This window comes from Klebsiella sp. 1SOBk10mer (assembly GCF_046602535.1).
Lineage (GTDB): Bacteria > Pseudomonadota > Gammaproteobacteria > Enterobacterales > Enterobacteriaceae > Klebsiella > Klebsiella quasipneumoniae.
Map to the genome: position 1 here is coordinate 472,826 of NZ_JBKIUP010000002.1, position 20,521 is coordinate 493,346.

General features: G+C 63.9%; 14 protein-coding genes. 4 read left to right on the plus strand and 10 right to left on the minus strand.

Annotated elements, in window-relative coordinates:
- The first annotated feature begins 16 nt into the window (after positions 1 to 16).
- Positions 17 to 1,480 carry a PLP-dependent aminotransferase family protein gene (locus ACLH1I_RS08015; RefSeq protein WP_048323295.1) on the plus strand — a complete coding sequence of 488 codons (1,464 nt, stop codon included), beginning with the start codon at positions 17 to 19 and terminating at the stop codon, positions 1,478 to 1,480.
- Here the strand turns inward: ACLH1I_RS08015 and ACLH1I_RS08020 are convergent.
- Positions 1,477 to 2,811: a PLP-dependent aminotransferase family protein gene (locus ACLH1I_RS08020; protein WP_049116888.1), complete on the minus strand. Its 1,335-nt coding sequence runs from the start codon at positions 2,809 to 2,811 to the stop codon at positions 1,477 to 1,479. The genes ACLH1I_RS08015 and ACLH1I_RS08020 overlap by 4 nt on opposite strands.
- A gap of 124 nt (positions 2,812 to 2,935) precedes the next feature.
- Here ACLH1I_RS08020 and ACLH1I_RS08025 point away from each other — a divergent pair, with 124 nt between their 5' ends.
- On the plus strand, positions 2,936 to 3,844 hold the full coding sequence (locus ACLH1I_RS08025; RefSeq protein WP_198079583.1) for a DMT family transporter: 909 nt from the start codon (positions 2,936 to 2,938) through the stop codon (positions 3,842 to 3,844).
- A 106-nt stretch (positions 3,845 to 3,950) separates the two neighbouring features.
- Here the strand turns inward: ACLH1I_RS08025 and ACLH1I_RS08030 are convergent, their stop codons facing one another.
- The 6 genes from ACLH1I_RS08030 to ACLH1I_RS08055 form a co-directional block, all read right to left on the minus strand.
- The gene (locus ACLH1I_RS08030) at positions 3,951 to 5,219 is read right to left on the minus strand and encodes a Zn-dependent hydrolase (RefSeq protein ID WP_032455679.1); all 1,269 of its coding nucleotides are present in this window, start codon (positions 5,217 to 5,219) and stop codon (positions 3,951 to 3,953) included.
- A gap of 94 nt (positions 5,220 to 5,313) precedes the next feature.
- On the minus strand, positions 5,314 to 6,324 hold the full coding sequence (locus tag ACLH1I_RS08035; RefSeq protein WP_017899022.1) for an ABC transporter ATP-binding protein: 1,011 nt from the start codon (positions 6,322 to 6,324) through the stop codon (positions 5,314 to 5,316).
- Positions 6,314 to 7,351 (minus strand): ABC transporter ATP-binding protein, encoded by a 1,038-nt coding sequence (locus ACLH1I_RS08040; protein WP_151628489.1) that lies wholly within the window; start codon positions 7,349 to 7,351, stop codon positions 6,314 to 6,316. The genes ACLH1I_RS08035 and ACLH1I_RS08040 overlap by 11 nt, the downstream gene beginning before the upstream one ends.
- 3 nt (positions 7,352 to 7,354) lie before the next feature.
- Positions 7,355 to 8,248, minus strand: coding sequence for an ABC transporter permease (locus ACLH1I_RS08045; RefSeq protein WP_032455678.1), 894 nt, complete (start codon positions 8,246 to 8,248; stop codon positions 7,355 to 7,357).
- Between the two features lie 2 nt (positions 8,249 to 8,250).
- Entirely contained in the window at positions 8,251 to 9,204 is a 954-nt protein-coding gene (locus ACLH1I_RS08050) for an ABC transporter permease (protein ID WP_017899019.1), read from the minus strand.
- 18 nt (positions 9,205 to 9,222) lie between these two features.
- Positions 9,223 to 10,890, minus strand: coding sequence for an ABC transporter substrate-binding protein (locus tag ACLH1I_RS08055; protein ID WP_151628488.1), 1,668 nt, complete (start codon positions 10,888 to 10,890; stop codon positions 9,223 to 9,225).
- A gap of 326 nt (positions 10,891 to 11,216) precedes the next feature.
- Here ACLH1I_RS08055 and ACLH1I_RS08060 point away from each other — a divergent pair, with 326 nt between their 5' ends.
- Both ACLH1I_RS08060 and ACLH1I_RS08065 read left to right on the plus strand, forming a co-directional pair.
- Positions 11,217 to 12,332, plus strand: coding sequence for a YbdK family carboxylate-amine ligase (locus ACLH1I_RS08060; protein ID WP_004202501.1), 1,116 nt, complete (start codon positions 11,217 to 11,219; stop codon positions 12,330 to 12,332).
- A gap of 47 nt (positions 12,333 to 12,379) precedes the next feature.
- On the plus strand, positions 12,380 to 13,099 hold the full coding sequence (locus ACLH1I_RS08065; RefSeq protein WP_004202500.1) for a phosphodiester glycosidase family protein: 720 nt from the start codon (positions 12,380 to 12,382) through the stop codon (positions 13,097 to 13,099).
- A gap of 348 nt (positions 13,100 to 13,447) precedes the next feature.
- On the opposite strand, the gene ACLH1I_RS08070 is transcribed toward ACLH1I_RS08065, so the two are convergent.
- The 3 genes from ACLH1I_RS08070 to ACLH1I_RS08080 are packed head-to-tail and all read right to left on the minus strand — an operon-like array spanning position 13,448 to position 20,409.
- Complete coding sequence (locus ACLH1I_RS08070) at positions 13,448 to 16,540, minus strand: efflux RND transporter permease subunit (RefSeq protein ID WP_151628487.1); 3,093 nt, start codon at positions 16,538 to 16,540, stop codon at positions 13,448 to 13,450.
- Between the two features lie 13 nt (positions 16,541 to 16,553).
- Complete coding sequence (locus ACLH1I_RS08075) at positions 16,554 to 17,633, minus strand: efflux RND transporter periplasmic adaptor subunit (protein ID WP_004202498.1); 1,080 nt, start codon at positions 17,631 to 17,633, stop codon at positions 16,554 to 16,556.
- A 52-nt stretch (positions 17,634 to 17,685) separates the two neighbouring features.
- Entirely contained in the window at positions 17,686 to 20,409 is a 2,724-nt protein-coding gene (locus ACLH1I_RS08080) for a cation-transporting P-type ATPase (protein ID WP_017899015.1), read from the minus strand.
- Between the last annotated feature and the right edge of the window lie 112 nt (positions 20,410 to 20,521).

A 20,521-nucleotide genomic window follows, 5' to 3' on the forward strand; every position in this document is an offset into this window, starting at 1 on the left:
GCCAGAGGAGCCCCGTATGATCCGTCACCTGTTACACGTTGATTTTGAGCCTGGCCGCGGTTTGCAGGAACAGGTGCGAGAGACGCTGGTGAATGCCATTCTCAGCGGGATCTTCGCCGCCGACACCCCGCTGCCCTCCTGCCGCCAGCTGGCCAGCCAGCTGCGCGTCTCGCGCAACACCACCGCCCTGGTGTTCGAAAGCCTGGTCAACGAGGGCTACCTGATTAGCCGCCCGCGAAGTGGTTACTACCTGCACCCCGACTATCACGATGCTTCGCCGCCCGCGGTCGAGAGTGCACCGCAGCGCGAAGCGGCTGCACCACGCTGGGGCGACCGGCTGCAGATGACCCCCAGCCAGCAGGAGTCGATCCTCAAACCGGCGGGCTGGATGCACTACCGCTACCCGTTTATCTACGGCCAGCCCGATACCCGGCAGTTCCCGCTGGCCACCTGGCGCTCGGCGGCGAACTGGCTGCACGGCGGGGTGCGCGACCCGGCGTGGGTCATCGACCATATTGACCAGGATGTGCCGATGCTCATCGAGCAGATCCGCACCCGGGTGCTGCCCAAGCGCGGCATTGTCGCCGCCCCGGACGAAATTCTCATTACCCTGGGCTCGCAAAACGCCCTCTACCTGCTGACCCGGCTGCTGCTCTCCTCCACCACCCGCATTGGCGTCGAAAACCCCTGCTTTCGCGAAGCCATCAACACCTTTCTGCTCGCCGACGCCGAGGTGGTGCCGCACCCGGTGGATGAAGAGGGGATCGTGCTTAACGAACGTCCCTGCGATTACTACTATGTCACCCCCGGCCACCAGGTGCCCACCGGGGTGGCAATGAGCAGCGCGCGCCGCCGCCAGCTGCTGGATCATGCCGCCCGCCATGACGCGGTGATCATTGAAGATGATTATGACTCGGAAAGTAACTTTACCCTCAACCCGCTGCCGGCGCTGAAGGCCAGCGACCGCAGCGGCCGGGTGGTGTATGTCAGCAGCCTGTCAAAGGCGCTGTCGCCGGGGCTGCGGCTGGGATTTATGGTCGCCGACCCGGACCTGATCGACGAGGCGCGCGCCCTGCGCCGGTTGGTCTATCGCCATCCGCCGACCAACATTCAGTACCAGATGGCCCATTTCCTCGCCCAGGGCCATTATGAAACCCATCTGCGGCGCTACCACTACGACTCCGCCCAGCGCTGGGAGCGCCTGCACGCCGCCCTGCAGCGCTATCTGCCGTCGTGCCGCGCGCTGGCGGGGAGCGAACACGCTAACGCCTTCTGGCTGCAGACACCGGCGCAGATCAACACCCAGCAGCTCACCTGGCGCGCCGCCCACGCCGGCGTGCTGATTGAGCCCGGGGCGCGCCATTTTCTCAGCGCCGCGCCGCCGGATAACTACTTTCGCATGGGTTTCCACGCCATTAACCCCGACGCCATCGCCCAGGGGGTGGAGGTCCTGCGCGGCCAGCTGGAGCAGATGGGTTAGCGAAATTGTTCGTACTCAACGGCATCGCGCACGCTGAGCAGCGCCGGGCGCAGACTGTCGAAAGGCACCGATCCGAGCGCAACGCGCAGCGCCTGTGGAATCGTGGCGGAGACGCAGAACGGCTCGGCGGTCGACACCGAAATACGCCGTTCCATCAGCGCGTTCGCCAGCCGATCGGCCCGGCTCTCTTCCCCCAGAGGCAGCCAGACGAAATACGAATCGGGATGACTGACAACGGGAAGCCCACAAAGCACCTCGCGGGCCACCTGCTGCCGCTGTCGCGCATCCTGGCGTTTCTGTGTTTCAAAGCGGGCCACCGTGCCATCTTCAATCCAGGCGCAAATCAGCGAACTTATCAGCGTCGGCGTATTCCACGTCGTGGCCCGGATGGCGCGCTCAATCTCCGGCCGATAGCGCGGCGGAGAAATCACCACCCCCACGCGCAGCCCGGTGGCGATATTTTTCGAAAATCCGGTGACATACACCGTTCTTTCCGGCGCATAGCTGACCACCGGCGGCGGCGGGCGGCTCACCAGCCTGGCGTAAGCCGCATCTTCAATAATCAGCAGATCGTGCTGGCGCGCGAGGTCGGCCAGCGCCTGCCGCTGCCCGGCGTTGAGCACCCAGCCCAGCGGATTGTGCAGCGTCGGCATGGTATACACCGCCCGCACTCGCCGCTGCTGGCACAGCGCATGAAGCGCCTGCAGGTCCGGCCCCTCGGCCCCACAGGGGATGGCCGCCAGCTCCAGATGATAAAGCGCCGCCAGAACCTTGAAGCCCGAATAGGTCAGAGCATCAACCGCCACCACATCGCCCGGACGTAACAGCCCCATAACGGTCACCGCCAGCCCGTGCTGTGCGCCGTTAACGATCAGGACATTTTCCGCGGCCGGCGCAAAGTGTCGGCAGGTCAAATGGCGGGCGATAATGTCCCGCTCGGCGAGCCGCCCGGCGTGAGGCTGATAGCGCAGATGCGAATCAATATCGCCCGCCATCGCCAGCTGCCTGAGCGCCTCGCGCAGCGCATCGCCCTGCGCCGGCAGCGAAGGGTAGTTGAAGTTAAGATCCACGACGTCAGCGGCCACCACCTGCTGATCGACCCCATGCCCCGGCGGCAGCGCGAGGTCGCGCACGAAGGTGCCGCGGCCGGTTTCGCCGCTAACCAGCCCCATCTCTTCCAGTTCACGGTAGACGCGGGTGGCGGTGGCCAGCGAGAGGCGTTCATCGGCGGCAAGGGTACGGTGCGTTGGCAGACGGCTGCCGGCGGGCAGCTGCCCGCTGCGGATCGCCTGCGCGTATCGGTCGACAACGGCTTTGTATCGAGCTTTCATCGTAAAATGTATCTATGACAATAATTTGATTGTATCAGATTGGCCACATTACCATCGCCACTGACGATGCTCAAGCGGGCGCAGCCCAATCAGATAACGCGAGGTTAACGTGGTAGATTCAATATTGGATAAATCGCCGCCCGGCCCCTGGTCCGGATGGTTTCATGGTTTACTGGGGGTGATTATTTTTAGCGGTTCCCTGCCCGCGACGCGGCTGGCGGTGCAGGATATGGATCCGTTGTTATTGACCTTTCTGCGCGCCTCCATCGCCGGACTGCTTGCCATCGCCCTGCTGGTCGGCTTTCGCCAGAAACGCCCGCGCCTGGCGCAGCTTGTGCCCTTGATCATCGTCTCATCAGGGGTGGTGATCGGCTTTCCCCTGCTCACGGCGCTGGCCCTGCAGCGCATCACCTCGGCGCATTCGATTGTGTTTATTGGTCTGCTGCCGCTGATGACCGCTATTTTTGGTGTGCTGCGCGGCGGCGAGCGTCCTCAGCGCGCTTTCTGGATCTTTTCGCTGCTGGGCAGTCTGCTGGTGATGGGATTCGCCCTGACGCAAAGTGCGGCGACGTCGCTCAGCGGCGATCTGCTGATGCTGGCGGCAGTTATCGCCTGCGGCCTCGGCTATGCGGAAGGGGCGAAGCTGACGCGGGAGCTCGGCGGCTGGCAGGTGATCTGCTGGGCGCTGGTGATTGCCCTGCCGTTGATGCTCCCCGCCTCGCTGATGGTTCAGCCTGCGTCCTGGCATGCCATATCGGCCTCCTCCTGGACCGCGCTCGGCTATGTGTCGCTCTTCAGTATGCTGATCGGTTTTATCTTCTGGTACAAAGGGCTGGCCGCGGGCGGGATCGCCGCCGTCGGCCAGCTCCAGCTATTGCAGCCGTTCTTCGGGCTTGGCCTGTCGGCGGCGCTGTTGCACGAAACCGTCAGCCCCTTGATGCTGGCGGTTACCCTCGGCGTGGTGCTGTGCGTGGTGGGCTCGCGCAAATGTGGCCGCCGGCGGGTTAGCGCAGAGAGCAGGAGCAGTGATTGACCGCCCCTACATCCGCCGTCCCGGGTTTCGGCGGCGTAACCGCTGACCCGGGCTACCGCATGACAAACGGCTGGAAACAGGTCGCCCCGCCGGGGATGGCGACCGCCTACAGCGGCCGCGCGTACTGGAGCATCACCTGCAGCAGCACGTTGGCGCCGGCGGCGACGTGCTCCGGCGAGGCATACTCCATTTCGTTATGGCTGATCCCATCCTTGCAGGGGATAAAAATCATCCCGGTCGGCGCCAGGTAGCTCATATACACTGCGTCATGCCCGGCGCCGGAGACGATCGGCCGCGCCGGGTAGCCCAGCCGCTGCGCGGCATCGGCAATGGCCTGCTGGCATTCGCCATCGAAGGGCGCCGCCGGATAGTGGCTCACCTGCTTCAGGGCCACCTGCAGACCGCTTTCCCGCTCAACCTCCGCGATAAACGCCCGCAGCTGGCGATCCATTTCATCCACCAGCGCATCGCTGAGATTGCGCATATCAATGGAGAAGGTGACCTCTCCGGGCACCACGTTGCGGCTGTTGGGCCACACCTGCACGCTGCCGACGGTGCCGCGTCCCTCTTCGCTGCGTCCGGCAATGGCTACCACCTCCTGCATAATGCGGGTCGCCACCTGCAGGGCATCCTGACGCAGGCGCATCGGCGTGGGCCCGGCATGCGACGCCTGACCGGTCACCACGCAGTCGTACCAGCGGATCCCCAGCACGCCCTGCACGATACCGATGGTTTTCGCTTCATCTTCGAGAATCGGCCCCTGCTCAATGTGCGCCTCAAAATAGGCGCCGACGGGATGCTCTCCCGGGGTCTGCTCGCCGATATAGCCGATCTGCGCCAGCGCCTCGCCGACGCTGACGCCCTCTTTATCCGTGACGGCCCAGGTCTCCTCCAGCGGGAAGACCCCGGCAAAGACCCCGGAGCCCATCATCACCGGCACAAAGCGCGACCCCTCTTCGTTGGTCCAGAACACCACCTCAATCGGCGCCTCGGTGGCAATCTGCAGATCGTTGAGCGTGCGCACCACCTCCAGCGCCGCCAGCACGCCGTAGTTGCCGTCAAATTTGCCGCCGGTGGGCTGGGTGTCGATATGGCTGCCGGAGACGATGGGCGGCAGGCTGGGGTTGCGCCCTTCCCGACGCATAAACACATTGCCGATTTTATCGATGGTGACGCTCATCCCGGCCTCCCGCGCCCAGCCAATCACCCGGTCCCGCCCCTGACGGTCGAGGTCGGTGAGGGTCAGACGGCGGCAGCCGCCCTTCGGCGTGGCGCCGATCTGCGCGAGATCCATTAACGACGCCCACAGGCGGTCGCCATTGATGCGCCAGCCGGTGGTGTCGGTCGCGGGGGTAAAAAGTACATCACAGCTCATGGTGGTCTCCTGACATCAAGGTCGCCGCCAGCGCAACCGGCGGTGGGAAAGAAGGCATCAGCGCCTGGTCTTCATCGTGGTGTGTTGCCGCCGGTCAGACGGCCAGGGCCTGCGCGTTGGCGTCAATCGCCAGCTCGCGCCAGCGGTGGCAACTCACCGCGTGGCGCTCCGCGACGGATTCCGTCGGCGGCAGGCTCTGCTCGCAGACCGGGCGACGGTGCGGGCAGCGCTCGGCAAAGGCGCAGCCGGGCGGCAAGCGCGCCAGATCCGGCGGCGCGCCGGGAATGCAGTGCAGGGCATCGCCTTTCTTAAGCCCCTCTTTCGGCCGGCTGCCCAGCAGCACCCGGGTATAAGGATGGCGTGGGTGGCGCAGGATCTCACTCATAGAAGCCTCCTCGACGATCCGCCCGGCGTACATCACCGCCACCCGGTCGGCGATCTCCACCGCGGCGCCGATGTCGTGGGTCACAAACACGATCGACAGCCCGCGCTGCTTTTGCTGCTCGCGCAGCAGGATCAGGATCTGGATTTGCACCGTGGCGTCGAGGGCGGTGGTCGGCTCATCCGCCAGCAGCAGCTGCGGGTTACAGGAGAGCGCGAGGGCGATCATCGCCCGCTGGCGCATCCCGCCGGACATCTCGTGCGGGTAAGCGTCCAGCCGCCGCTCGGGGCTGGGAATGCGCACCTGGCGCAGGGCCTCCAGTGCCCTGTCCCGGGCCGCCTGGCGCGACAGCCCTTCGTGGCGACGCAGCCCTTCAATAATCTGCTGCCCAACGGTGTAGACCGGGTCGAAGGCCAGCAGCGGCTCCTGAAAAATCATCGCGCAGCGCCCGCCGCGGTAGCGCCGCAGCTGGCTGGCGCTCATCGTCAGCACCGCGTCGTCACCCACCCGCAGGGTGCCGGAGAGCTCACTGCTCCCCGGCGGGTGCAGGCGCATCAGCGCCCGCAGGGTCACGCTCTTGCCGGAACCCGACTCGCCAATCAGCGCCATCACCTCCCCCTTTTGTACGTCAAAGGAGACCCCGTTGACCGCGTTGATGGTCTGCCCGTCGCGGCGAAAGACGACCCGCAGGTCGCGCACATGGACAAAGGCGTTATCCGACATGGCTGACCTCCTTAAGGGGGATGCTCTGATGCCAGAGCGAGGCCGGCTGCGCCATCAGGCAGGCGCTCTGGTGCCCCTCCCCGACCGCCTCCAGCCGCGGTTTCACTTCGGCGCAGACCGCCTTCGCATGCGGGCAGCGAGTGTGAAAGCGACAGCCGCTCGGCGGCGCGATGGGGCTGGGGGGATCGCCGCTCAGCGGCGAGGTCAGGGTGCGGTGTTCCGGGTCCATGGAGGGCATGGAGCTTAACAGCGCCCGGGTATAGGGGTGGGCGGAGGCGGTAAACAGCTGCTCCGCCGGGCCGATCTCTACCACTTCGCCAAGGTACATAACGAGGATCCGATCCGACAGCCAGCGAACCACGTGCAGATCGTGGCTGATAAACACATAGGTCAGCTCGAGGGTGCGTTTTAGCTCCTGCAGCAGCTGCAGCACCTGGGCTTCCACCGATTTATCCAGCGCCGATACCGCCTCATCAAGAATGACCAGCCGCGGCTTCATCGCCAGCGCGCGGGCGATATTCACCCGCTGCCGCTGGCCGCCGGAGAGCGCATGCGGGTAGCGGTCGGCAAAGCGCGCCGGTTCAAGGCCGACGTGCGCCAGCAGATAGCGGGCGTATTCGCTGGCCTCTCTGGCGCTGACGCCGTGGACGCGCTGGCCGAAGGCGATACTCTCCTCCATGGTCATGCGCGGATTGAGCGAGGCATAGCTATCCTGGAAAACCATCTGCACCTGGCGACGGTAGGCTTTCATGGGCAGACGCGACGAGCCAACCTCCAGCCCGTCGAAGATCAGTTCGCCGCTGTCCTGGGTGAGCAGCTGCATCAGCAGCCGGGCGGTGGTCGATTTGCCGCAGCCCGACTCGCCGACCACCCCCAGGGTTTCGCCTTTCATCACCGTGAAGCTGATATCGTCCACCGCCAGGACCACCTCCCGGCCTTTGCCGCCGCGGAAGTACTTCAGCAGATGATTGACCTTCAGCAGCGGCTGCGCCGGCCCGCCGAGATCGATATTGATAAAGGGTTGCATCGCTTACTCCTTAATCGCCATTGCCGCACGCAGGCGGTCCGCGAGGATATTGAACGAAATGGAGGTGATAAAAATCATCAGGCCCGGCAGGGCGGCCACCCACGGCTGGGTATAGATTGCCGTGCGCAGGGTATTGAGCATCAGCCCCCACTCGGGCTCCGGCGGCCGCACGCCGAGGCCGAGAAACGACAGGCCGGAGGCGAGGATCATGCACACCGAAATCAGCCCGGTGGAGAAGACGAAGATCGGCCCGAGCACGTTACCCAGCACCTGGACGCGGATAATGGTCAATGCGCTGGCGCCGGTGGCCCGGGCGGCGTCGATATAGTCCATATGCCGTACCTGGGCGGTCACGCTCTCGGCAATCCGCGCCACCTGCGGGACAAACACCAGGGTCAGCGACAGCAGCGCATTGCCGATGCCCGCCCCCAGCGCCCCCGACAGCGCAATCGCCAGCAGGACCGAGGGAAAGGCATAGAACACATCCACGGTGCGCATAATCACGGTATTGATTTTGCCGCCCATGTAGCCGGCGATGATCCCGATGGCGCCGCCGATAAAAAAGGCGAACACCACCGGGACAATCCCCATAAACAGCGACAGCCGGGTGCCGAGAATCAGTCGCGACAGCATGTCGCGCCCCAGCTCATCAGAGCCCAGCGGGAAGCCGTCGCTGCCGATGGGCTTCAGGCGCAGGAACATTGACGTTTGATAGGGGTCTTTGACGATAAGCCATGGCCCTAACAGCGCCAGGGCCAGCAGCAGCAGGATCACTACCCCCACCACCACGCCGCCGGGATCGCGCAGTAAGCGGCGCAGCACGCCGCGCCAGTAACCTTGCCGGGAAGCGTTGGCCGGCGCGGCCGGGACCGCTTTCGTCGTTGCCGTATCCACCATGGTCAGCTCCTCTTAATGCGCGGGTCGAGGGTGGCCTGCAGAATATCCACCAACAGGTTGAGCAACACGAAAAACAGCGCCAGCACCCAGATAGTGCCCTGCAGCAGGGGCAAGTCGCGCTGAAAGATGGCGGTGTTGAGCAGCAGCCCGGTCCCCGGCCAGGAGAAGACGGTCTCCACGAGGATCGAGCCGCCCATCAGATAGCCCACCTGCAGCCCCATCACCGCCAGCGCGGTTGGCGCGGCATTTTTCATGACGTGGACAAAGATGCGCGATTCGTTAAGGCCGCGGGCGCGCAGGCCAACGATAAACTCCTGGCTGAGGATATCGGCTACCTGCGAGCGCACGGTGCGGGCGATAATCCCGGTCGGGATCACCGACAGCGTGATGGCCGGCAGCAGCATGAACTGCAGGTGCGCCCAGTCCCATTGCCAGCCCACCTCGCCTATCGGCCCGCCGCCGGTGGCCGGCAGCAGCGCGAACTTGACGCTGCAGAGGATCACCAACAGCATCCCCAGCCAGTAATGCGGCACGCTGACGCCAAACACCGACAACACCGAGGCCAGACGGTCAATGACGCTGTTGCGAAAATAGCCGGCGACAAAGCCAAACAGGCTGCCGAGGACGAAGCCGATCGCCGTCGCCAGCAGCGCCAGGCGCAGGGAGTAAGCCACTGCGGTCATCACCTCGTCTATCACCGGGCGGCCGGTGGCGACCGACATACCGAGGTCGCCGTGCAGTGCCCGCCACAGCCAGTGGATAAACTGCAGAGGCAGCGGCTTATCAAAGCCGTAGGCCTGCATCAGCGTCTGGCGTAGCGCCTCCGAGGCGTCCGGCGGCATCACCGACACCAGCGGGTCGCCCGGCGCGATCTGCACCAGCATGAAACAGATCACCGCCACCCCAAGCATGGTGGGGATAGCCAGCAGAATGCGGTATAGCAGCGTATTGATCATCGGTTGCCCCTTTCGCGATTACTCTTTTTTGCTCACCAGGCTGAGGTCGATAAACCAGCTCTGCGGTTGCACCACTCCGGTCACCGCGGGCGAAATCGCGCGCGGCCCGACGTCGTGGGCGACAAACAGGAACGGCACCTGATCCACCAGCGCGGCGTGCAGATCGCCGGCGGCTTTATTCATCGCTTCCGGGGTAAAGGCGTGCTTGACGGCGGCGGCGAGTTTTTCCGTCTCTGGGGTGGCGAAGTAGCCCCAGTTGGTCGCCACCGGCGGAAACGCTTTGGCGGTCGAGAAGCGGATCAGGCCAAAATAGGGATCATTGACCGCGGCGCTGACGTTGATCGCGTCGATCCCTTTTGCCGAGGGATCCCGGGCGCCCAGGCGCCAGTTGGTGAACAGGGTGTTCCATTCCACCACTTTAATATCCACATTGAAGAAGCAGCTCTTCAGGCTCTGCTGGATATACTCGTTCATCGGCAAAGGCTGCATCTGCCCGGAGCCGGAGGCCGAGGTGGCCACCGTGACGTGCAGCGGCTTGCCGGCGCTGTATCCAGCCTCGGTCATCAGCTGACGGGCGGCGTCCGGGTCATATTTGATCTGGAAGGTGGGTTTGCCATGCCACGGGCTGTCGGCCTCGTAGACCCCGGTGGCCTCGGTCATGTAGCCGCCGAGGTAGCTTTTCAGCTCGGCGCGGTTCAGACACAGGTTGGCCGCTTTGCGCACCCGAATGTCCTGCCACGGCGATCCTTTTTCAAAGGAGAACTGCCAGGGCCACAGGTGCGGCTGGGTGTTGGCGTAAAGGTGAAAACCCTGAGACTTGATCTGATCGATGGCATCCGGCGCCGGGGCTTCAATCCAGTCCACCTGCTTCGACAGCAGCGCCGCGGTGCGGGCGTTGGCCTCCGGCAAAGGGATCAGCACCACCTTATCCACCCGGGGAATGCGATCTTTGTTCCAGTAGTCGGGGTTTTTCGCGAGGATCAGCTGCTGACGCGGCACCAGCTTCTCCAGTTTGAACGGGCCGCTGCCCACCGCATGGGCGGCGAAGGCGGTCCATGCCTGTTTGCTGCGCGCGGCGCTATCCCCCGCGCTGGCCGGCACCGCGTCATACTGCTTCTGCCACGCCGTGGGCGAGACAATAAACAGGTTGGTGATGTTGTACGGCAGCAGCGCGTCCGGTTCCGAGGTGGTCAGCGCCACGGTGTGGCCGTCAATTTTCTCCGCGCCGGTGAGGGTCGGCATCCGCGACAGGGTGTTGCCGATCTGCCCCGGGGCGTACTGCGGCGCCGCTTTATTCAGCACCTTATCCACGTTCCAGACGATGGCGTCGGCGTTCACCTCCGTCCCATCATGGAACCTGACGCCCGGACGCAAGGTGAAAATCCAGCGGCTGGTGTTCTGCGGATCGATGTGCCACTCGGTCGCCAGCCCCGGCACCAGACCGCTGGGCTTTTCACCTTGCGACAGATCCCACTCCACCAGCGCGTCGTACAGCGGGATGCCGGTAAAGCGGTTGCCCTCATAGCCCTGATCCGGCTGGCCGAGGGTTAACGGAATATCCGCGGCGGTCATGGCGATCCGCAGCGTGGAGGCGTTGGCAGGTAAGGCGGCGCCCGCCAGGGCCAGTGCGCCGCTCACCGCCACGGCGAGACGACCGGCACGCGAAAATAACGTCTTTTTGTGCATCACATGATCCCTGTTAAATAAAGTGTCACGGATTAACAGGCAAAATGCGTACCAGCTCTTACGCGGGCGATAATAGGCCAAAACCGACCGGTAAAATAAGAAGGACTTATATTATCACCATGATAATTATGGGAAAATAATTGCACCTTATTCCGTCGCACCGCCAGCGGGAAATATGTTGCAGAATTGCACCAGCCGCTATATGGCAAATTTCAAATAATCACTCTGCGTCACTTTTTTATTCATCCCCGTCCTCCGCCGCCGCGTATTCTCCCTCGGGATCAATCCCTTCTATACTTCAGGGAACACATCGACCGGGAGAGACTATGCCTTTAGCCGATTTTCACCGCTCCGATCCTTTTACCCTCGGTATCGAACTGGAGCTGCAGGTGGTGAACCCGCCGGGTTACGACCTCAGCCAGGATGCCTCGACGCTGATTGCCGACGTCCAGCATGAGCTGACCGTGGGAGAAGCCAAGCACGATATCACCGAGAGCATGCTGGAGATCGCCACCGGGGTGTGCCGCGACATCAGCCATGCGCAAATCCAGCTCAGCGCCATCCAGCAGGCGGTCCAGCGCGCGGCGCTGCATCATCATCTGCAGATCTGCGGCGGGGGTTCCCACCCCTTTCATGCCTGGCAGCGCCAGCAGATCAGCGACAATCCGCGCTATGTCAAAACCGTCGAGCATTTTGGCTATCTGGCGCAGCAGGCGACGGTCTTTGGCCAGCATGTGCACGTCGGCTGTCAGAGCGGCGACGACGCCATCTATCTGCTGCACGGCTTGTCGCGCTTTGTGCCGCACTTCATCGCCCTCAACGCCGCCTCGCCGTGGTTCGACAGCACCGACAGCCGCTTCGCCTGTTCGCGCCTCAACCGCTTCTCCTCTTATCCCGACAACGGTCCGATGCCGTGGGTGGCCGACTGGCAGGGGTTTCGTCGCCTGTTCCGCCAGCTGAGCTACACCAGCATGATCGACAGCATGAAGGATCTGCACTGGGATATTCGCCCCAGCCCGCAGTTTGGGACCGTCGAGGTGCGGGTGATGGACACTCCTCTGACCCTCGCCCAGGCGATCCATATCGCCGGCTTTATACAGACCCTGGCCTGCTGGCTGTTGACGGAGCGCCCCTTTAAGCACCAGCCTGATGATTATCTGCTGTACCCTTTTAACCGCTATCAGGCCTGCCGCTACGGGCTGGACGGGACCCTTACCGACGTGCGCAGCGGGGAGCAGCGCAGCATCCGCCAGGAGATCCTGCAGCTCGCCGACCGGCTGGCTCCTTTCGCCCATCAGCTGAAGGCGACGGCGGCGCTGGAGGCGGTGGTTCGCCAGGCGAAATCGCCGCACAGCGAGGCGCAGCAGATGCGCGAGTTTATCGCCAACGGCGGTTCGCTTTCCGGGCTGGTGCAAAAACACTGTGAGATTTGGGCGGCATAAGACAGCGAGGCGGGTATACTCGGCGCAGACCATAGAAAGGATTGCCCATGTTATTACGCTGCCTGCTCCCCCTGGCGCTGCTGCCCCTGGCCGCCGTCGCCAGCGCCGCCTGTACCCTCACCGACCCGACGCTAACCCTGCAGAGCTATCGGGTGGATGCGCAGAAAGAGCGCATTGCAATGTACTGGCTGGATCGGCACGGTAAAGCCTGGGGTTCCCTGCGTTCGCTGCTGGCGGGTATCGATGGCGATGGCCGGGTGCAGATGGCGATGAACGGCGGCATTTACGATAAGGCCTACGCGCCGCTGGGGCTGTATATCGAAGACGGCAAACGCCTGACGCCGGTAAACCGCTCCGCCGGCGGCGGGAACTTCTTTATCCGCCCCGGCGGCGTATTCCTGGTGGAGAACGGCCGGGCAAAAATCGTGCCGCTGCCGGCGTACAAACGCTCTCCCGCCATCCGCTATGCGGTGCAGTCCGGCCCGATGCTGATTGAGAATGGCGTCATCAACTGGCGGCTGAAGCCCTCCGCCAGCTCGCGCAAACTGCGCAACGGGGTTGGCATCGATAAGCAAGGCCGGGTGGTGTTTATGCTCAGCGATCGCGAGACCAACTTCTATGATTTTGCCTGCTATGCGCAGTCAAAGCTTGGGGTGCGGCAGATGCTTTATCTCGACGGCACCCTGTCGAAGATGTACCGCAAAGGCGGCAGCGTGCCGTGGCAATATCATCCGTTCGTGACCATGATAACGGTGGAGAGGAAATAGCGGGCGCGTTTGGGGGCGGCCATTCCAGCCAGGAGAGTGAATAAATTAACGGCAGGCCGGGCAAGGTATTGCCGCCGTGCCCGATGTCCTTGCCCGGTGGCGCTGCGCTTACCGGGCCTACAGAGTCTGTTCGCTATGATATGGCCCCTGAAATCTACGGGCGTGCAGCAGGGCCGATTCCCGCTGAAATCGGCTAACCGGAGGTCGGCAGATAAGGCGGGGCTCACGCCCAAACGCAACGTGAACGCGACCCCCCCCCTCACCCTCCCCCTCTCCCTAAGGGAGAGGGGACCGCCCGGTAGTCGTTGCAGCCTGGAGTATCCCCGTTACCGACCGGTAACGCCGCGCTTACCCCCGCCGATGTGCCCACTCGCGCATACGCTGAAACAGAACATACAGCGAAGGAATAAACAGGATGCCAACCATCGTCGCCACCAGCATTCCGCTGAACACCGTGGTGCCGATGATCCGCCGGCTCTGCGCCCCGGCGCCGGTGGCGAGCATCATCGGCATGATGCCGATAATAAACGACACCGCGGTCATCATCACCGCGCGGAAGCGGCGGGTGGCGCCCTCGCGCGCGGCGTCGACTATCGACAATCCCTCTTCGCGCCGGCTGCGGGCAAACTCAACGATCAGAATCGCATTCTTCGCCGCCAGGGCGATCAGCAGCACCAGTCCTATCTGGACATACACATCGTTGGCATAGCCCGCCGTCCACAGCCAGAGCAGCGCTCCGCCGATGGCGAACAGCACCGAAAGCATGACGCTCGCCGGCAGCGTCCAGCTCTCATACTGCGCCACCAGGAACAGCCACGCCATCGCCACCGCCGCCAGCACGATCCACACCGCCTGATTGCCGGTCTGCTGCTCCTGCCAGGAGATGCCGCTCCAGGCGTAGTCATACCCCGGCGGCAGATGGGCCTGCAGAATCTGCTCCATAGCCGCCATCGCCGTACGGCTGCTGACCCCCTCGGCCGCTGAACCGCTCACCGACACGGACGGGAACTGGTTGTACTGCTGAATAAACGGCGCCCCCACCGTCGGCGTAATGGTGACCAGATTGCTCAGCCGCACCCGCTCGCCGTCGCGGCTGCGGACGTACAGCTCGCTAATCTGCTCAGCCCGCTCGCGCCACTGCATCTCATTTTGCATCACCACATGATAGACACGGTTGTTAAGGCTGAAATCACCGGCGCGCGTGCCGCCGAACGCCGTCTGCAGGCTGCTGAAGATCTGCGCCACCGGCACATCCAGCAGCGCCGCCCGATCGCGGTCGACCGTCAGGGTCAGCTGCGGCACGTTGCTGCTCCAGGTGGTAAACACCCGGCTCAGCTGCGGATGCTGGTTCGCCAGTTGAAGGATCTCCTGCGTCACCTGCTCCAGCTCCGCCGACGACTGACCGGCCTGCGCCAGGATGCGCAGGTCAAATCCCGAGGCATTGCCCAGGCCCGGCAGGGTCGGCGGCGCGAAGGTCATGATCGTCGCCTCCGGCAGCGACAGCAGCTGGCGCTGGATATCCGCCATCACCGCATCCAGCGGCGGCCGCTGATGCCAGTCCTTGAGCATTACCGAGATAAACCCGCCGTTAGCGGCGCTGGTGCCGTTGAGAATGTTGAAGCCGGACACCTGAATCACATCCTCCACCGCCGGGTTAGCCATCAGCAGCTTGCGCGCCTGGGCCATCACCGCTTCGGTACGCTCCAGCGACGCCGCCTCCGGCAGCTGCACGCTGGCAAACAGGTAACCCTGATCTTCCTGCGGCAGGAAGCCTTTCGGCATTGAGCTAAAGCTGAACGCCACCAGCGCGCCCGCCGCGACCGTCGCCGCCAGCGCCAGCCAGGGGCGGCGGTTCATCCAGCCAACCAGCCGGCCAAAGCCGTCGCGGGTGCCGTCGAGGAGACGGTTAAACGCCCGCCACACCGCCGCCGGCCGGGCGGGACGCGGGCGCAGCAGTAGCGCGCAGAGGGCTGGGGTTAGGGTTAACGCCACCAGGCTCGACAGGGCCACCGCGGTGGAGAGCGTCACGGCAAACTGCCGGTACAGCTCGCCGACGATCCCCGGGAGCAGCGCCACCGGCACAAACACCGCCAGCAGCACCAGGGTCGTAGCGATCACCGGCCCGGCGATCTGCCGCAGCGCCTGGGCGGTGGCCTGCAGGCGATCCAGCCCTTCCGCCATTTTGGTTTCCACATTCTCCACCACCACAATGGCGTCATCCACCACCATCGTCAGGGCGAGAATGATCGCGAACAGGCTGAGGGTGTTGGCGCTGTAGCCCAGCAGATAGAGCACCGCAAAGGTGCCGATCAGTGACACAGGGATTGCCAGCACTACGATCAGCGTCGCCCGCCAGCTCTGCAGGAACAGCGACACCACCACGACCACCGCCAGCAGGGTCAGCGCCAGCGAGACGCCGATCTCTTTGATCGTCGCCGCCACAAAGCGGGTGGTATCGAACTTCACCTCCCAGGTGAGATCCGCCGGAAAGCGGGTGTGCAGGCGGTTAAGCTCAGCGCGCACTGCGCTGGCGACCTGCAGGGCATTGGCGGTGGGCGTCGGGTAGATACCCAGATAGGCCGACGCTTTACCGTTGAGCTGCGCGCCGGAGCTGTAGCTGCGGGCGCCCAGCTCGATGGTCGCCACGTCGGTGAGGCGCACCAGCTGTCCCTGCGCGCCGCGGCGGAGGATAATCTCGCCAAAGCTGGCCGCCTCGTTCAGACGCCCCAGCCCGTTGATGGTCAGCGTCTGCTGCTGACCGTTGAATACCGGCGGGGTGCCCACCTGCCCCGCCGCGCCCTGCACATTCTGCTCGCGCAGCGCCTGGGCAACGTCATCCGTGGTGATGTTGAGGGCGTTCATGCGGTCCGGACGCAGCCAGATGCGCATACTGTAATCCCGGGCGCCAAACATCTGCACCTCGCCGACGCCGGGCAGGCGCGCCAGCGCCTCGCGCACCTGGGTGCTGGCGTAGTTACTGACAAACAGCGGCGACAGCGTGCCCAGCGGCGAGTAGAGGCTCACCCCCATCAGCAGGTTGCTGGCGCGCTTGCGTACCTGGACCCCATTCTGCTGCACCTCCGCCGGGAGCTGAGCCAGCGCCTGCGACACCCGGTTTTGCACGTCGATCGCCGCCAGGTCGGCGTCGGTGCCCGCCGCGAAGGTAATACTCAGACGGTACGTTCCCTCATCCGAGCTGGTGGACTCCATATACAGCATATGATCGACGCCGTTGAGCTGGGTCTCCAGCGGGGCGGCGATAGCCTCCGCCACGTCTGACGCGCTGGCGCCTGGCCAGCTGGCGGTAACGTTCACCACCGGAGGCGTGATCGCCGGATACTGCTCCACCGGGATCAGCTTCAGCGACACCGCGCCGACAAAGGTCAGCAGCAGCGCGATCACCATGGCAAATCGCGGACGACGGATAAAAAAGGTCAGCATCCCTTCTCCTTACTTAGTTCAGCACCTGTACCGCGGCGCCTTCGCGTAAACGCTGCGCGCCGTCGGTGATCACCTGCTCGCCCGCCTGCAGCCCTTTCTCAACCGCAAACTGCTGCCCCTGCTGCCCGGCGAGGGTCAGACGACGCTGCCCGGCGGTATGGTCCGGCTTCAGCACCCAGCTGAAAAAGCCCTGCGGATCCTGCTGCACGGCGGCGGCCGGGATCATCACCCGTGACTGCAGCTCTTGCGGACGGAACAGGATCGTCACGCTGCCCCCCGGCAGCAGACGGTGCTGCGGATTGGCAAACTCGGCCCGCACCGCCACGCTGCCGGTGCGGGCGTCAATCCGGTTATCGATGGAGGTCAACACCCCATCGCGCCGTTTGCCATCCACGTCAATCTGCGCCAGCCACGCCTGCTTCAGAGCGTGGATGTCGGCATGCTGGCCGGTTTTGCTGAAAAACGCGGCTTCGTCGAGGGCGAACGACACCCGCACCGGATCCAGCTGCACAATGTCCACCAGCACTCCGCTGGATGGGTTAATCAGCGTCCCGACGTGAAAGGCGCTGTGGCCCACCCGTCCGGTCACCGGCGCCGCAATCCGGGTATAACTGAGCACAATCTGCTGGGCCTCGACGCGGGCTTTCGCCTGCTGCACAGCGGCGGCGGCGACGTCGCGCTGCATCCGGGCTGTGTCGACGTCGTTGCGGCTGATGGAGTGGTTGTTGATGAGTCGCTCGTAGCGAGTGAGCAGCTGTTGCGACTGGCGTAATGAGGCCTCTGCGCTTTTCAGCTCGGCCTGCGCCAGGGCCAGCGCCGCGCGGGGCTGTGCGTCGTCGAGGGTAAACAGCAGGTCGCCCTCGGTCACATACTGCCCGTCCTGGAAGTGGCGCTGAACAATCACCCCTTCGGTGCGCGCGCGAATGTCGACGGCGCGGATTGCCTCGACCCGTCCGGGGATGGCGCGTTCTTCAGCATGAGGAGCCAGTTCGGCCGTGGCGACGCGGACCGGCACCGCCGGCGCGGCGGTGGCCGTCAGGGCGCTGCTGGCCAGGGCGCTAGCCAGCAGCGCAAAGCGGAAGGTTTTAATCATAGGGGATCCTTGCGACAGTAACGCGCGCCTGCGGCGAGGCGCGCGAGATCGATCAGGCCGTTTTGCGGAACCGGCGCGTCAGACGCTTCTCGATTTCCACCACCAGGAACATGGCGATGCCGATGACCAGGGTGACAAACCAGTAGCGCAGCGGCAGCGCTTCCGTGCCAAACATGTTCTGCATCAGCGGGACATAGATAATCACCAGCTGCATCAGCAGCAGGACACCGGTCACCAGCCAGATGCCTTTGTTGCGCAGCAGGCCCATGCTCAGGGAGAAGCTGTCGCTGCTGCGGCAGTTGATCATGTAGACCCACTGCGCCGTCACCAGCATCTGCAGCAGCACGGTGCGGATAAACTCCGGACTGTGGCCGCGCGGCGCCAGCCAGGCCTCAAGGATAAAGGCGGCAATAGCAATCATAGACCCGACAAAAGCCACCCGCCACACGGCGAAACCATCCATCACGTGCTGGCCGGTTTTACGCGGCGGGCGGTTCATCACGTTGCGCTCCGCGGCCTCAAAGGCCAGGCCGAAGGAGAGCGTCGCCGACGTCGCCATGTTCATCCACAGGATCAGCACCGGGGTCAGCGGAATCATGTTCCCCGCCAGCAGGGCGATGATGATCAGCAGCCCCTGCGCCAGGTTGGTCGGCATGATGAAGAGGATGGTCTTCTTCAGGTTGTCATAGACCCGGCGCCCCTCTTTTACCGAGCTGGCGATGGTGGCGAAGTTATCATCGGTCAACACCATGTCAGCCGCCTCTTTGGTGACTTCGGTACCTTTGATACCCATCGCGATACCCACGTCGGCCTGGCGCAGCGCCGGCGCGTCGTTGACGCCGTCGCCGGTCATGCCGACCACTTCGCCGTTATCCTGCAGGGCTTTCACCAGGCGCAGCTTATGCTCCGGACTGGTGCGGGCAAAGATGTCGTACTCCACCGCCGCCTTCGCCAGCGCCGCATCGTCCATGTGCTCCAGCTGGTAGCCGGTCATGGCCTGGCTGCTGTTGGTGATCCCCAGCATCTGGCCGATGCTCATCGCCGTCTGCGGGTGGTCGCCGGTGATCATCTTCACGCGGATGCCGGCGGTCTGGCAGGCGTGGATAGCGTCAATGGCTTCCGGACGCGGCGGATCCATCATCCCGGCTATGCCGAGGAAAATCAGTCCCTCCTGCAGATCCTCATGGTTCAACGTGGTGGCATCAAGGCTGGCCGGCTTACAGGCCGCCGCCACCATGCGCAGTCCCTGACGGGCGAAGCGCGCCATCTCCTCTTCCCAGTACTGCGCCTCGAACGGCACCGCGCCCTGGCGGCTCATCTGCTCACGGCACATGCCGAAGATGACGTCCGGCGCACCGGTGATTAACACCCGGGCATCGCCATCGATGTGCTGCAGTGTGGACATATATTTGTACTGCGAGTCAAAGGGGATCTTGGCCACCAGACGGGCCTCCACCGCCGGGAGCTGCGCTTTCGCCGCCAGCACCTTCAGCGCCCCTTCGGTTGGCCCGCCGGTGATCCCCCACAGGCCGCGCTCATCCTGGATAAGCTGGCTGTCGTTGCACAGGTCGATGGTGCGCAGCCAGGTCTCCAGCACGGTACCCGGCTGAACCTGCACGGGCTCATCGCTCCCCTCAAGGAAGATCCGCCCCTGCGGCTCATAGCTGTCGCCTTCCACCCGGTAGCAGCAGTCGGCGGTGATGATCGCCTTGACGGTCATTTCGTTCATTGTCAGGGTGCCGGTTTTATCCGAGCAAACCACGGTCATGGCGCCGAGGGTTTCCACGGTCGGCAGCTTACGAATAATCGCCCGCTTGCGCGCCATCGTCTGCACGCCGAGCGACAGAATAATTGAAATGATCGCCGGCAGCCCCTCCGGTACCGCGGCCACCGCCAGGCTAATCAGCGACAGCAGCAGCTCGCCCATCGGGATATCCCGCAGCGCGAGGCTGAAGATAAACAGCGCCACCATCATGGCGAGAATAATGACGAAAATCGCTTTGCCGAGCTTATCCATTTGCACCAGCAGCGGGGTGCGGTGCTTCTCAATGCCCGCCATCATCTGGTTAATGTGGCCGAGTTCGGTCTGCGCGCCGGTGGCGGTCACCACGCCGACGCCGCCGCCGGCGCTGACGGTGGTCCCGGAGAAGACCATGTTCACCCGGTCGCCCAACGGCAGGTCGCCTTCCAGCGCGTCGGTGATTTTATCCACCACCGTCGACTCGCCGGTGAGGATCGCCTCTTCCACCCGCAGGTTGTGCGTTTCAATCAGCCGCATGTCCGCCGGCACGCGGTCGCCGGCGCGCAGGATAACGATATCTCCCGGAACCAGGTCGCGCGTCGGGATAGTCTCATGTTTGCCGTTACGCTGGACGCGGGCATCGCTGGAGAGCATGTTGCGGATCCCCTGCAGGGACTTTTCGGCGTTGCTCTCCTGGATATGGCCGATCAGGGCGTTAATCACCGTCACGCCGAGGATCACCAGGGTATCGACCCAGTGCCCCATGATGGCGGTCAGCGCCGCGGCGGCCAGCAGCACGTAAATCAGTACGTCGTTAAAGTGGGCAAGAAAGCGCAGCCAGGCCGGTTTCCCTTTCTTTTCCGGCAGCGCGTTCGGCCCACAGCTATTCAGGCGCTCGGCGGCGTCTGCGGAACTTAACCCAGCGGCCTGGCTTTTGGTCTGCGCCAGCACTGCGTCAACGGTCTGCTGCCAGACCTGCCGTGGCGCGGTGTCGCCCGAGGGCGTCGTAAACTTTGGGTTATTCATCTTGGTCAAATTACATTTTCCTTATAAATTCCGTGAGTCGGAAAGCCTGAAATCATTCCTGGCCAATGCAGTAAAAGGTGGCGAAAAAGCCGATAAAAATGTGAACCAATACAAGCCTAAA